13 protein-coding genes and 1 pseudogene are annotated in these 12,746 nt (G+C 69.9%); 6 read left to right on the top strand and 8 right to left on the bottom strand.

Annotation, left to right across the window (positions count from 1 at the left end):
• The 4 genes and pseudogenes from GKQ77_RS17315 to GKQ77_RS17300 all read right to left on the bottom strand — a co-directional run.
• Nucleotides 1–353 (bottom strand): annotated as a pseudogene (locus tag GKQ77_RS17315) (Clp protease N-terminal domain-containing protein); the annotation flags it as partial.
• Nucleotides 353–562: a helix-turn-helix domain-containing protein gene (locus GKQ77_RS17310; protein ID WP_219689677.1), complete on the bottom strand. Its 210-nt coding sequence runs from the start codon at nt 560–562 to the stop codon at nt 353–355. The gene GKQ77_RS17310 and the pseudogene GKQ77_RS17315, both read right to left, overlap by 1 nt.
• Before the next feature lie 60 nt (nt 563–622).
• The gene (locus GKQ77_RS17305) at nt 623–1,585 is read right to left on the bottom strand and encodes a zinc-binding dehydrogenase (RefSeq protein WP_219689676.1); all 963 of its coding nucleotides are present in this window, start codon (nt 1,583–1,585) and stop codon (nt 623–625) included.
• A gap of 196 nt (nt 1,586–1,781) precedes the next feature.
• Entirely contained in the window at nt 1,782–3,005 is a 1,224-nt protein-coding gene (locus GKQ77_RS17300; protein ID WP_219689675.1) for an NAD(P)-dependent malic enzyme, read from the bottom strand.
• 463 nt (nt 3,006–3,468) lie between these two features.
• Between GKQ77_RS17300 and GKQ77_RS17295 the strand changes: the two genes are divergently transcribed.
• Genes GKQ77_RS17295 through GKQ77_RS17285 form a run of 3 tightly spaced genes read left to right on the top strand, consistent with a single transcriptional unit; the run spans nt 3,469 to nt 6,168 of the window.
• Nucleotides 3,469–4,425, top strand: coding sequence for an ABC transporter substrate-binding protein (locus GKQ77_RS17295; RefSeq protein ID WP_219689674.1), 957 nt, complete (start codon nt 3,469–3,471; stop codon nt 4,423–4,425).
• 37 nt (nt 4,426–4,462) lie between these two features.
• Nucleotides 4,463–5,407 (top strand): amino acid ABC transporter permease, encoded by a 945-nt coding sequence (locus GKQ77_RS17290; RefSeq protein ID WP_219689673.1) that lies wholly within the window; start codon nt 4,463–4,465, stop codon nt 5,405–5,407.
• Entirely contained in the window at nt 5,407–6,168 is a 762-nt protein-coding gene (locus GKQ77_RS17285; RefSeq protein WP_308117693.1) for an amino acid ABC transporter ATP-binding protein, read from the top strand. Before GKQ77_RS17290 ends, GKQ77_RS17285 begins: the two co-directional genes overlap by 1 nt.
• Before the next feature lie 128 nt (nt 6,169–6,296).
• On the opposite strand, the gene GKQ77_RS17280 is transcribed toward GKQ77_RS17285, so the two are convergent.
• Nucleotides 6,297–7,082, bottom strand: a complete 786-nt coding sequence (locus tag GKQ77_RS17280) for a class I SAM-dependent methyltransferase (RefSeq protein ID WP_219689672.1) — start codon at nt 7,080–7,082, stop codon at nt 6,297–6,299.
• A 91-nt stretch (nt 7,083–7,173) separates the two neighbouring features.
• Here GKQ77_RS17280 and GKQ77_RS17275 point away from each other — a divergent pair, with 91 nt between their 5' ends.
• Nucleotides 7,174–7,824, top strand: a complete 651-nt coding sequence (locus GKQ77_RS17275; protein ID WP_219689671.1) for a CGNR zinc finger domain-containing protein — start codon at nt 7,174–7,176, stop codon at nt 7,822–7,824.
• On the opposite strand, the gene sodX is transcribed toward GKQ77_RS17275, so the two are convergent.
• Nucleotides 7,707–8,141, bottom strand: coding sequence for a nickel-type superoxide dismutase maturation protease (gene sodX / locus GKQ77_RS17270; protein WP_164551822.1), 435 nt, complete (start codon nt 8,139–8,141; stop codon nt 7,707–7,709). The two genes, GKQ77_RS17275 and sodX, sit on opposite strands and share 118 nt — an antisense overlap.
• Nucleotides 8,142–8,286: 145 nt before the next feature.
• Here sodX and sodN point away from each other — a divergent pair, with 145 nt between their 5' ends.
• Together sodN and GKQ77_RS17260 are read left to right on the top strand one after the other, a co-directional pair.
• The gene (gene sodN, locus GKQ77_RS17265; RefSeq protein WP_125515053.1) at nt 8,287–8,682 is read left to right on the top strand and encodes a superoxide dismutase, Ni; all 396 of its coding nucleotides are present in this window, start codon (nt 8,287–8,289) and stop codon (nt 8,680–8,682) included.
• 228 nt (nt 8,683–8,910) lie between these two features.
• Nucleotides 8,911–10,998, top strand: coding sequence for a GTP-binding protein (locus tag GKQ77_RS17260; RefSeq protein WP_308117692.1), 2,088 nt, complete (start codon nt 8,911–8,913; stop codon nt 10,996–10,998).
• Between the two features lie 32 nt (nt 10,999–11,030).
• Here GKQ77_RS17260 and GKQ77_RS17255 read toward each other — a convergent pair whose 3' ends face one another.
• A complete protein-coding gene (locus tag GKQ77_RS17255; protein WP_219689670.1) occupies nt 11,031–11,660 on the bottom strand; it encodes an HAD-IA family hydrolase in 630 nt (209 codons plus the stop codon).
• 181 nt (nt 11,661–11,841) lie between these two features.
• Nucleotides 11,842–12,746, bottom strand: a 905-nt coding sequence (locus GKQ77_RS17250) for a hypothetical protein (RefSeq protein WP_219689669.1), incomplete at its 5' end; no start/stop codon positions are given.

Here is a 12,746-nt window from a genome sequence, read left to right as displayed (position 1 = left end):
ACCCCTGCCCCGGCCCCGGACTTGCCGCCGCCGTCCGACAGCGCGCCCTCGCCATGGACCTCTTCGACCCGGGAGACGATCTCGGCGACGTCGATGCCGAGCCCGGCCAGCGCGTCCGTGTCGGCCTGCGAGAGGCCGCCACGGCGCCGCGCCCCGCTCAGCGCCTCCTCGATCGAGTCCCGGTGACGCGCCGCGCCGAGGGAGGCGAGGGCGAAGGACCCCCGGCTCGCCTCGCGGTCGAGCAGAGCGAGCAGCAGATGCCCGCCGTCGACCGCCTCGGCACTCCCCCGTTCCGCGTGTTCGACCGCGCCCACCACCACGGCGCGGGCATCCTTGGTGAACCGCTCGAACATCACTGCCTCCCGTACTTCTTGTGCACGGCCTGCCTGCTCACCCCGAGCTCCGCGGCGATCTCCTGCCACGACCAGCCCTGCAGGCGCGCGCTGCGCACCTGCACGGCCTCCAGCCGCTCCACCAGCTTCCGCAGCGCGGAGACGGCACGCAGCCCGACCCGTGGGTCCTGATCGCCCGCCCGCTCGGCGAGATCCGTAGCTTCGGTCATACGCGTCAACCTACGTTGACAAGAGGCAGCCGTCAACCAAAGTTGACGAAAGGGTCCGGCTCAGACCTCCAGCACGATCTTCCCGAACTGCTCCCCGGCCTCCAGCCGCTCGAAGCCCTCCCGCGCCCGGTCGAGCGGCAGCACCTCGTCGATGACGGGGCGCACCCCCGTGGCGGCGCAGAAGGAGAGCAGATCCTCCAGCTCGTCCTTGGTGCCCATCGTCGAGCCGACGACCTTCAGCTCCAGGAAGAAGATCCGGGTGAGTTCGGCGTGCGCGGGACGGTCACCGCTCGTCGCCCCGGAGATCACCAACGTACCGCCGGGCTTCAGGGACTTGACCGAGTGCGACCAGGTCGCCGCGCCCACGGTCTCGATGACGGCGTCGACCCGCTGCGGCAGCCGCGCGCCCGACTCGACCGCCTCCACGGCCCCCAGCTCCAGCGCCCGCTTCCGCTTGGCCCCGTCGCGGCTGGTGGCGAAGACCCGCAGGCCCGCCGCCTTGCCGAGCATGATGGCGGCCGTGGCGACACCGCCGCCCGCGCCCTGCACGAGGACGGAATCCCCGGGGCGCACACCGGCGTTGGTGAAGAGCATGCGGTACGCGGTCAGCCACGCGGTCGGCAGGCAGGCCGCCTCGGCGAAGGACAGCTCCTTCGGCTTGGGCAGCACGTTCCAGGTGGGCACGGCCACGCGCTCGGCGAAGGTCCCCTGATACTTCTCGGTCAGGATGGACCGGCCCTCGCGGGGCCCGACGCCATGCCCCGACTGTCCGATGACGGAGTGGAGGACGACCTCGTTCCCGTCCTCGTCGATCCCGGCGGCGTCACAGCCGAGGATCATCGGCAGCTTGTCCTCGGCGAGACCGACCCCACGCAGCGACCACAGGTCGTGGTGGTTCAGGGAGGCGGCCTTGACATTCACGGTCGACCAGCCGGGGCGCGCGTCGGGGGCCGGGCGCTCCCCCAACTCAAGGCCGCTGAGCGGCTGGTCACGGTCGATACGGGCGGCGTAAGCAGCGAACATGACGCCGACCATAGGCAGTACGGGCGGCCTGGCGGAACCACGTACGGCTGTGACACGCGCCGCGCCCCCCACCGCGAAAGCTCGCGGCAGGGGGCGCGGTCACACCAGCGCGGTCACACCAGCGCGGTCACGTCGGCGCAGTCACCGGCGCGGGCGGCACCGCGCCCACACCAGCGCTGCCGCTCGACGCGAACACTCAGCGGCGCGCGACGCCCTCCGCCCGTGCCGCGGCGGCGACCGCGGCCGTGACGGCCGGGGCGACCCGCTCGTCGAACGGCGACGGGATCACGTAGGCGGCGGAGAGCTCGTCCCCGACGACCCCCGCGAGGGCGTCGGCGGCGGCGATCTTCATGCCCTCGGTGATCCGGGAGGCACGCACCTGGAGCGCTCCCGCGAAGATCCCCGGGAAGGCCAGCACGTTGTTGATCTGGTTCGGGTAGTCCGAACGCCCGGTCGCCACCACGGCCGCGTACTTGTGCGCGACGTCGGGGTGGACCTCCGGGTTCGGGTTGGCCATGGCGAAGACGAAGGAGTTGGGAGCCATGGAGGCGACGGCCGGCTCCGGCACGGTGCCGCCCGAGACGCCGATGAACACATCGGCACCCGCGAGGGCGGACTCCAGCGATCCGCTCAGCCCCGCCTTATTGGTCAGCTCGGCCAGCTCCCGCTTGACCGGCGTCAGGTCGTCCCGGTCCCGGCTCACGATGCCCTTGCGGTCCGCGACCGCCACATCGCCGAGCCCCGCCTCGAGCAGGAACTTGGCGATGGCGACACCTGCGGCGCCGGCACCCGAGATGACGGCGCGCAGCTCGCCGAGCGTACGCCCGGTCAGCTTCGCCGCGTTCCGCAGGGCCGCCAGCGTCACCACGGCCGTGCCGTGCTGGTCGTCGTGGAAGACCGGGATGTCGAGCCGCTCCTGGAGCTTGCGCTCGATCTCGAAGCACCGGGGCGCCGAGATGTCCTCCAGATTCACACCACCGAAGGACGGGGCGAGCCGCACCACGGTCTCGACGATCTCGTCGGCGTCGGTCGTCGCGAGCGCGATCGGCACCGCGTCCACGCCACCGAACTGCTTGAAGAGAATGGCCTTGCCCTCCATGACGGGGAGCGAGGCCTCGGCGCCGATGTCCCCGAGACCGAGCACGGCGGTCCCGTCGGTCACGACGGCGACGACGTTCGACTTCCACGTGTAGTCATGGACGAGCTCCGGCCGCTCGGCGATCGCGCTGCACACTTTCGCGACGCCGGGCGTGTACGCGAGGGACAGGTCGTCCTTGTCGCGGATCGGCACGGTGGCCTGCACGGCCATCTTGCCGCCACGGTGCAGCGCGAAGGCCGGATCGAAGGGCTCGCCCGCACCAGCAGGGCCCTCATGATCCGTACTGCTGTCGCTGCGAGGATTGACGATCTCCGCTGCCACTTGTCTGACCCCTTAAGTCTTAATCATTCGTTGAGGGTGTCCACTCCCGGTTGAGAAGTGGGCGGGCACCGCGTCCGTTCCCCGTCTGTCGACGGAGGAGAGGTACGGACACGCGGGCGCGCCGCACACGCGCCCTGAGCCCCGGATGAGGGGTGTAGCCAACCTTTGTACCCGAAGCCGGTGGGCCCGGGCGAGTGACATTGGTTTCAAGGGGCGTCGATCGGTCCACATGGCGAGATTGCCGGAGTATGGCCAGGTTAACGGCGGTTTGCGTGTCTTCCCATACACCCGCGCAATACCGGGCCGTGCGCATTCGCCGGTGGCCCGTTATCCGATTTTGACATCTCCGGCACCCGAAATCGGACGGTCCGAATGGCAAGATGCCGTCATCACACGAGGTCGCGACACCCGAAGGTGTGTGCACGACCCATCGGCAACTCCCTCATCCGCCGGAGGACCCACCATGACCGCAAGCCCCGTTTGTCGTAAGACCGCAGCCAAGTCCGCGAAGTCCCGGATTGTCGCGGTCGGCGCGATCGCGGTCGCCGGTGCGCTGCTGCTTTCCGGCTGTGGCGACCAGACCAACGACAAGGAGAGCAACGCGGTCGTCGACGCGCCGCTCGCCGACAAGCTGCCCAAGGACATCCGCGACAAGGGCGTCATCAAGGTCGGGTCCGACATCGCCTACCCGCCGGTCGAGTTCAAGGACAAGTCCGGCAACACCGTCGGTATCGACCCCGACCTGGGCGAGGCGCTCGGCAAGCAGCTCGGCGTGAGGTTCGAGTTCGAGAACGGCACCTTCGACACCCTCCTCGGCGGTCTGCGCTCCAAGCGCTACCAGATCGCCATGTCGGCCATGACGGACACCAAGAACCGTCAGGAGGGCATCGACGAGGAGACCGGCAAGAAGATCGGCGACGGCGTCGACTTCGTCGACTACTTCACCGCCGGTGTCTCGATCTACACCAAGAAGGGCGACGACCAGGGCATCAAGACCTGGTCCGACCTCTGCGGCAAGAAGATCGTCGTGCAGCGCGGTACCGTCTCGCACGACCTGGCCAAGGCCGAGTCGAAGAAGTGCAAGGGCGGCAAGAAGATCGCCATCGAGCAGTACGACAACGACCAGCAGGCCCAGACCCGGCTGCGCTCCGGCGGCGCCGACGCCGGCTCCTCCGACTTCCCCGTGGCCGCGTACGCGGTGAAGACCTCGGGCGGCGGCAAGGACTTCCAGCTCGTCGGCGAGCAGGTCGAGGCGGCTCCGTACGGCATCGCGGTCTCCAAGAAGAACCCCAAGCTGCGTGACGCGATCAAGGCCGCGCTCGACGCGATCATCCAGAACGGCGACTACGAGGAGATCGTCAAGAAGTGGGGCGTCGAGGCCGGCGCGGTCAAGGAAGCCAAGATCAACGGCGGCAAGTAACCACCCCCTCTCCCTCAGTCGCTGAAAGGCCACGCACGTGACCACCGACATCTCCAAGAAGGGCCCCGAGGACGACGTCCCGAAGGCGCGGCAGGCGGAGGCCATCAAGGCCATCCCCGTGCGGCACTTCGGCCGGTACGTCGCGGCGGTCCTGGCGATCGGCGTCCTCGCCTCGATCGTCTACGCCTTCTCGCAGGGCGACATCAAGTGGGGCGCGATCCCCGACAACTTCTTCGACGAGCGCATCCTCAAGGGTGTCCGCGAGACGCTGCTCCTCACCTTCCTCTCGATGCTCATCGGCGTCGTGGGCGGTGTGATCCTCTCCGTGATGCGCCTGTCGAAGAACCCGGTGACCTCCTCGATCGCCTGGTTCTACATCTGGTTCTTCCGCGGTACGCCGGTCCTGGTCCAGCTCTTCGTCTGGTTCAACCTCGGCTTCGTCTTCGACTACATCAACCTCGGTCCGGTCTACAAGGACGAGTGGTCGGACTTCATGACGCCGTTCCTGACGGCGCTGCTCGGTCTCGGCCTCAACGAGGCCGCGTACATGGCCGAGATCTGCCGTGCCGGTCTGCTCTCGGTCGACGAGGGCCAGACCGAGGCCTCGCACGCGCTCGGCATGAGCCACAACAAGACGCTGCGCCGCGTGGTGCTGCCGCAGGCGATGCGCGTGGTCGTGCCGCCGACGGGCAACGAGTTCATCAACATGCTCAAGACGACCTCGCTCGTCGCCGCCGTGCAGTACTACGAACTCCTCAAGTACGCCCAGGACATCGGCACCTCGTCGGGCGCGACCGTGGAGACGCTGCTGCTCGCCGCCTGCTGGTACCTGATCATGACGTCGATCCTCAGCGTCGGCCAGTACTACCTGGAGCGGTACTACGCCCGAGGCTCGTCCCGCACCCTGCCGGACACCCCCTTCCAGAAGATCAAGGCCAACATGCTGTCGCTGAGCAACCGCGGCGCGGGAGGTGTGCGCTGATGACCGCCATGGTGAAGGCCGAAGGCGTCCACAAGTCGTTCGGTCACGTAGAGGTCCTCAAGGGCATCGACCTGGAGGTCAAGTCGGGTGAGGTCTTCTGCCTCATCGGCCCGTCCGGTTCCGGCAAGTCGACGTTCCTGCGCTGCATCAACCACCTGGAGAAGATCAACGCCGGTCGGCTGTACGTCGACGGGGAGCTGGTCGGCTACCGCCAGAAGGGAGACAAGCTGTACGAGCTGAAGGACAGCGAAGTCGCCCTCAAGCGCCGGGACATCGGCATGGTCTTCCAGCGCTTCAACCTCTTCCCCCACATGACGGCGCTCGAGAACGTCATGGAGGCGCCGGTCCAGGTCAAGGGCATCGCCAAGAGCCAGGCGCGCGAGCGCGCCGGTCAGCTGCTGGAACGGGTGGGCCTCGCCGACAAGGCGAAGAACTACCCCTCGCAGCTCTCCGGTGGCCAGCAGCAGCGCGTGGCGATCGCGCGGGCGCTGGCGATGGACCCGAAGCTGATGCTCTTCGACGAGCCGACGTCCGCGCTCGACCCCGAGCTGGTCGGCGACGTCCTGGACGTGATGCGCGACCTCGCGGAGTCCGGCATGACGATGATCGTCGTCACGCACGAGATGGGCTTCGCACGGGAGGTCGGCGACAACCTCGTCTTCATGGACGGCGGAGTGGTGGTCGAATCGGGCCACCCCCGAGACGTCCTGACCAACCCCCAACAGGAACGCACGCAGTCGTTCCTGTCGAAGGTGCTCTGACGCTCCGCTGGTTTCAGTGATTGCCGAAGGGGCCGGTACGGATTCCGTACCGGCCCCTTCGGCGTGCCCCGTAAGGGGCGCGGGGAACTGCGCGACCAGCCCCCACCGAACCCGCGGGGGACATTCCGCTACTTCAGACCCATGACCACCGCGTCGGACGGCGAGGCCCAAACCACCCGCGCCTCCCCGAACCCCGCCTCCCGAAGACCCCGCACATGCCACTCGGCGGACGGCATGTCACCGTCCGCATGCTCCCCGTAGATCTCGAACCGCTTCGCGGTGGGCGCGGCCAGGACCGGATCCTGCGCGGCAAGCTGCCACCACTCCTTCCAGTCGAGCACCCCCTCGCTCTTGGCCCGGTCCATCCGGCGATGCCGGTACGCGCTCTCGGCCGCGTTCAGTCGAGGAGTGGCCGGATCCGGCATGTGGTCCGCGTTCATGAAAACGCCACCGTCGCGGACGAGCCCGGCGACCTGCCCGTAAAGGACAGCGAGCGGTTCACTGTGCAGCCAGTGCAACGCGGTCGCGGTGAGCACGGCGTCGTACGAGTCGTGCGGGAGCGCGGCGGCCCAGTCGGGGTCCAGCAGATCGGCGGTGACGAAGGTGACGCGGTCGTCGTCGGCGAAGGTGCCCTCGGCGATGGTGAGCAGCGCGGGGTCGAGATCGACGCCGACACTGGTGGCGTCCGGGAACCTCTGGAGCAGCCGGTCCGTAATACTTCCCGTACCGCACGCCAGATCGAGCACGCGCGGCGCGGGGCCGACCACGGCCTCGACCATGTCAAGCATGATCCGGAACCGCTCCTCGCGGTCCGGCAGGTACCACTGCTGCTGGCGGTCCCAGCTGGCCTGCCAGGCGCGCCAGTCGGTGCCGAGCCCGGACCCGGTCTCGGCGCCGGTCCCCGTTTCCGTCATCAGAACCCCTCCACTCCGTAATACCCTGGTACGGCAATCGGCTATTACCGGCCAACGAGACGACCATAGCCCGCCCTCGTAAGGACTACAAGTGGAACTGGCCTATTACTCGGACTACGCCGTACGTCTCGTCAACAGCGAGGAGCCGGGTCGCAACAAGGACGCTCTGACCTCGGTCGACGCCATCCGGGACCTGTTCGGGCCGAGCACGCAGATGGCCCGCCGCGCGACGGACTCCGACGTCACCCGCTTCCGGTCCGTACGGGGCAGGCTCCGCGCCGTCTTCGAGGCGGCGGACGGCGGCGACGAGACGCTCGCGGTCGACCTGCTGAACTCCCTGCTCCTGGAGTTCCCCGTGAGCCCGCAGATCTCGGGCCACGACCACCGCGACGACGACGGCCGCCCGCTGTGGCACATGCACCTGGCGGACCACCCCTCGAACGCCACCGCCGGGTACGCGGCGATCGCCGCGATGGGCCTCGCCTTCCACCTCACCGAGCACGGCGTGGACCGCCTGGGCCTCTGCGAGGCGGCGCCGTGCCGCAACGCCTACCTCGACACCTCCACGAACCGCTCCCGGCGCTACTGCTCCGACCGCTGCGCGACCCGCGCCAACGTGGCCGCCTACCGCGCCCGCAAGCGCCTGGAGACCGAGCGCTCGGCGAGCACGGGCCGCACGGCGGAGACCGCCCAGCGCGCCAGCGCCACCGGCGAGCGCCGCCCGGACGCGGGCGGCCGGTAACGCAGCCGGACCCTGCCCAGGACCAGCTCCTCGGGGACGACGCCGTAGTCCGTGCTGTCGCCGCCCGCGAACGCGTTGTCGCCCCGCACCCACCAGCCGCCCTCGCGGCGCTCCTTGGCGCGCTTGACGACCAGCAGATCCTGCTGGAACGGATGGCGCAGGACCACCACGTCACCCGGGCGGACGCGCGCGCCCCACCGCACGAGCAGCCGGTCCCCGTGGTACAGCGTGGGCACCATCGAAGGCCCCGTCACCTCCGCGGCTCCCCACGGCAGGACGGCCCTTCCCCGCTCGCTCTCCTGCGACAGCTCCGGCATCACCGGCACCTCCCCGGTCCTATCCTCCACCGGTCCCGGTCCGACCCTGGACTTTTGTCCTAAGCCCATGGGGGCACTCGCGAAAACCGGTCTCTCACGGAGTAATGTCCCACCTGAGAAGACGATCACGAGGAAGGACAGCTACATGCTTTCCCGCCTGTTCGCCCCCAAGGTGAAGGTCAGCGCCCACTGCGACCTCCCCTGCGGCGTGTACGACCCGGCCCAGGCCCGCATCGAGGCGGAGTCCGTCAAGGCCGTGCAGGAGAAGATGGCCGCCAACGACGACGCGCAGTTCCAGACGCGCGCCATCGCCATCAAGGAGCAGCGCGCGGAGCTCGCCAAGCACCACGTCTCGGTGCTCTGGAGCGACTACTTCAAGCCCCCGCACTTCGAGAAGTACCCGGAGCTGCACCAGCTGGTCAACGACACCCTCAAGGCCCTCTCGGCCGCCAAGGGCTCCGCTGACCCGGCCACGGGCCAGAAGGCGCTGGACTACATCGCCCAGATCGACAAGATCTTCTGGGAGACCAAGAAGGCCTGATCTGCGCGAACACCCCGTGGGGGCCCGTCCGGCACACCGGACGGGCCCCTTCGGCGTATCCCCGCGCCGCGGCCCCGCGCTTAATCGTTTGCCGGACCCGTCGGCCGCCTGCTGCACTGGAAGGAGCCGGCGAGAGCCCGGCGGAGTCGACGGAGGAGAAGGAAATGCGGCGTTCGTTCATGTCCCGCCCCGAAAAAAGTCAGCTCTCTTCAAAGGACATGACGGTACGTGCATTCCTCTGCCCCGCACACACTGAATCTGGGCATTCTGGCCCACATCGACGCCGGTAAGACGAGCCTGACCGAGCGGCTGCTGCACGCCGCCGGTGTCATCGACGAGGTCGGCCGCGTCGACGACGGGAACACCCTGACCGACTCCCTCGCGCTGGAGCAGCAGCGCGGCATCACGATCAAGTCCGCGGTCGTCTCCTTCACCGTCCAGGCCCCGGAGGGCTCCGGTGAGGGCGTCACGGTCAACCTCATCGACACCCCCGGCCACCCGGACTTCATCGCCGAGGTGGAGCGCGTCCTGAGCGTGCTCGACGGAGCCGTGCTGGTGATCTCCGCCGTGGAGGGCGTCCAGGCGCAGACCCGCGTCCTGCTGCGCACCCTGCGCAGACTGCGCATCCCCACGCTCATCTTCGTGAACAAGGCCGACCGCGCGGGCGCCCGCTACGACGGCGTCCTGAACCACATCGCGGACCGCCTCACCCCGGACATCATCCCGATGGGCACGGTCGCGCGCCTCGGCACCCGCGAGGCCCGCTTCACCCCGTTCACCGCCGGGCCCGGGTCCCCCGTGCGGCCGGGTGGCGGCGACGACTTCACCGCCCGCCTCACCGAACTGCTCGCCGGGCACGACGACGCGCTCCTCACCGCGTACGTCGACGACGCGGCGTCCCTCTCGTACGCCCGTCTCCGCGATGAGCTGGCCCGGCAGACCGGCCGCGCCCTGGTGCACCCCGTCTACTTCGGCTCAGCGGTGACGGGCGACGGCGTCCGCGAACTGATGGACGGCATCCGCGAGTTGCTGCCCTCAGCCGCCGGGGACGCGGAAGGCCCGCTCTCCGGAAGCGTGTTCAAGGTCGAGCGCGGGGCCGCCGGGGAGAAGATCGCGTACGTACGCGTGTTCTCCGGCACGGTCCGCACGCGCGACCGCGTCGACATCCTCGGCGGCGCCGCGGACAGCGGGACCCACGGTCACCGCGAGGGGAAGGTCACCGGCGTCAGCGTCTTCGACCAGGGCACCGACGAACGCCGCGCGGAGGTCCGTGCCGGGCGGATCGGCAAGCTGTGGGGCCTCGGCGACGTACGGATCGGCGATGTGATCGGCGTACCGCCCAAGGGGAGCGAGCCGGGCGCGCACTTCTTCGCGCCGCCCACCCTGGAGACGGTCGTCACGCCGGTACGCCCCGCCGACCGGGGCGCCCTGCACCTCGCGCTCACCCAGCTCGCCGAGCAGGACCCGCTGATCGGCCTGCGGCAGGACGCCGTACGGCGGGAGGTGTCGGTCTCGCTCTACGGAGAGGTGCAGAAGGAGGTCATCCAGGCCACGCTCGCCGAGGAGTTCGGGCTCGACGTCCGCTTCCGGGAGACGACGACGATCTGCGTGGAGCGGCTGGTCGGCACGGGTGAGGCGTTCGAGGTCGGCGAGAGGGAACCCAACCCGTTCCTCGCCACGGTCGGGCTGCGCGTCGAGCCCGCGCCGGTGGGCTCCGGGGTGGAGTTCCGGCTGGGCGTCGAGCTGGGTTCGATGCCGTACGCGTTCTTCCGCGCGGTCGAGGAGACCGTCCGGGAGACCCTGCACCAGGGCCTGTACGGGTGGCGCGTCCCCGACTGCGCGGTCACGATGACGCGCGCCGGGTACTGGCCGCGCCAGAGCCACGCCCACGGCACCTTCGACAAGAGCATGTCGAGCACGGCGGGCGACTTCCGGAATCTGACGCCGCTCGTCCTGATGGACGCGCTGCGCGAGGCGGGCACGGCGGTGTACGAGCCGATGCACCGCTTCCGGCTCGACGTGCCCGCCGACACGGTCGGGGCGGTACTGCCCGCGCTCGCCCGGCTGCGGGCCGTGCCGCACACGCCGACGACGAGCGCGACCTCGTACCGCCTGGAAGGGGACATCCCGGCACAGCGGGTCCACGCGCTGGAACAACTGCTGCCCGGACTCACGCGCGGCGAGGGCGAGCTGGAGTCCGCTTTCAGCCATTACGAGCCGGTGCGGGGCGCTCCCCCGAAGCGTGAGCGGACGGACCACGATCCGCTCAGCCGCAAGGACTATCTGCTGCGGGTGGTGCGCAGGACGCCCGCGTGAGGCCAGATGCGGTCAGGCGAGGTCAAGGTCGGTCAGATGAGCGGGGCCAACACCGCGTGCAGGTCGGCCGGTTCGCGGTACAGCAGCCCGGTCATGCCGAGCGCCCGGGCCGCGTCCACGTTCTCCTGGCGGTCGTCGACGAAGAGGCAGCGGCCGGGGGCGGTCCCGGCCCGCTCCGCCGCCGTCTCGTAGATGCGGCGGTCCGGCTTGGTGACGCCGAGGTCGGCGCTGCTGATCACGTCGTCGAAGAGCCCGGCGGGCCCGGTGAGCCCGAGCAGGGCCAGATCGTCGGCCAGCCACGGCGTCGCGTTCGTCACCAGCAGGACCGGCAGCCCGGCCGCGCGGACCCGCCGGAGCACTCCGACCACCTCGTCGTCGGCCCGGAACTTGGTCTCCGCCAGGGTGGTCCCGAGCGCGTGCCCGCGCTCCCACGGCACGCGGTCGGCGAGCCCGCGGGCGATGGAGTCGATCCACTGCTCCTTGGTGATCTCGCCCCGCATCAGCGGCAGATCGGTCTCGGGCGCGAAGGCGATCTCGGCGGTGCTGCCCCGCGGCAGCCCGGCCGAGACCTCCAGCTGCTCCAGCTCCGCCATGTCGTAGAAGCGGATCACGCCGTCGAGGTCACTCAGTACGGCGTCGAACGCGCGGCCGGAGGTGGTCATCGCATGTGTCTATCACGCGCCCGAGTCACCGCCTGCCGGGGGCCTGTCGGCCAGGGGTCTGTCGGCTAGGGGCCTGCTCGCGGGGGCCCGCCTCCTCGGGCGCCGCTCGCCGGGAGCCTGCCTGCCTGGCGGGGCCTTGCTCGCCAGGAGCCTGCCTGCCCGGACCCCGCTCGCCGAGGACCTACTCGCCGAGGACCTTGCTGATAGCGGCCCGCAGCCGGGCCTGGTCCTCGCGTACGGCCGCGTACCGGGACTTGTTGCGGCGCAGGTCGGCGCGCTGCTGCTCGTTGCTGACGGCCCACCAGACCCCGGCGGTATTCAGCTTCCGGTTGCACTCGACGTCGGCGACGGCCGTCTCCAACTCCCTCCGCGTGCGGCCCGTGTTGCCGTCCTCGCGGCCCGCGCCCCACGCCTTGTCACGGAAGGCGTCGCCCGGACTCTCGTACTCCTTGAACCCCTTGCCCTCGACACAGCGCGACCAGTCCCGGAAGGCCCTGCGTACCCGCTCGTCCCTCGCGACGGCCTTGTCGAGCTTCTGGACGCGCCCGGGAACGTACCCCCACAGGCGCTCCTCGTCCGATACGTCCGCCATGAGCCGCCGCGAGCCCTCAGCCGAGCACCCTCCCTCGGGGACCTTGCGGCCGCGCACCACCATGTCGTCGCCGCCCTCCGCGCCGAGGCCGTGCAGCACTTCGTACTCCCGCCGCGTGGGCGCCCGCCCCTTCGGCAGGGCCTTCGCCATGGCGTCGGGGTCGAAGCCGTACCCCCAGCGGCGCGCCTGGCCGAGGTCGAGCATCCCGTAGGGGGCGACCCACATCACGGTGCTCTGGACCGACTCGCTCATCTGCCCGCCCCACCTGGGGTCGCGGGGAAAGTCGTCGAACCCGTACGACCGCATGCACCTCTGCACGACAAGCGACTCGGCCCGCCGCATGCGCGCACTGTCACGGGCGCTGAACCCATGCCCATCCAGCGGCAGTTCAGGGAAGTCGGCCTCGCTCTTCACGCGGGGCACACCCGGCTCCCGCGCGTAGACCGGAACAGAGTCGTCCGAGAGAAAGTCCGGCCCGGAGCCATTCCCCACCC

Origin of the sequence: Streptomyces anatolicus (assembly GCF_019400875.1) — a bacterium.
Lineage (GTDB): Bacteria > Actinomycetota > Actinomycetes > Streptomycetales > Streptomycetaceae > Streptomyces > Streptomyces anatolicus.
The sequence above is the reverse complement of the archived record's forward strand: the minus strand, read 5'-3'. Positions and strand labels throughout refer to the sequence as shown.

Excerpts from the sequence above, each read along its gene's own strand:
- GKQ77_RS17310 (WP_219689677.1), bottom strand. The coding sequence starts at position 562 with ATGACCGAAGCTACGGATCTCGCCGAGCGGGCGGGCGATCAGGACCCA.
- GKQ77_RS17305 (WP_219689676.1), bottom strand. The coding sequence starts at position 1,585 with ATGTTCGCTGCTTACGCCGCCCGTATCGACCGTGACCAGCCGCTCAGC.
- GKQ77_RS17295 (WP_219689674.1), top strand. The coding sequence starts at position 3,469 with ATGACCGCAAGCCCCGTTTGTCGTAAGACCGCAGCCAAGTCCGCGAAG.
- GKQ77_RS17285 (WP_308117693.1), top strand. The coding sequence starts at position 5,407 with ATGACCGCCATGGTGAAGGCCGAAGGCGTCCACAAGTCGTTCGGTCAC.
- GKQ77_RS17280 (WP_219689672.1), bottom strand. The coding sequence starts at position 7,082 with ATGACGGAAACGGGGACCGGCGCCGAGACCGGGTCCGGGCTCGGCACC.
- sodX (WP_164551822.1), bottom strand. The coding sequence starts at position 8,141 with ATGCCGGAGCTGTCGCAGGAGAGCGAGCGGGGAAGGGCCGTCCTGCCG.
- sodN (WP_125515053.1), top strand. The coding sequence starts at position 8,287 with ATGCTTTCCCGCCTGTTCGCCCCCAAGGTGAAGGTCAGCGCCCACTGC.
- GKQ77_RS17255 (WP_219689670.1), bottom strand. The coding sequence starts at position 11,660 with ATGACCACCTCCGGCCGCGCGTTCGACGCCGTACTGAGTGACCTCGAC.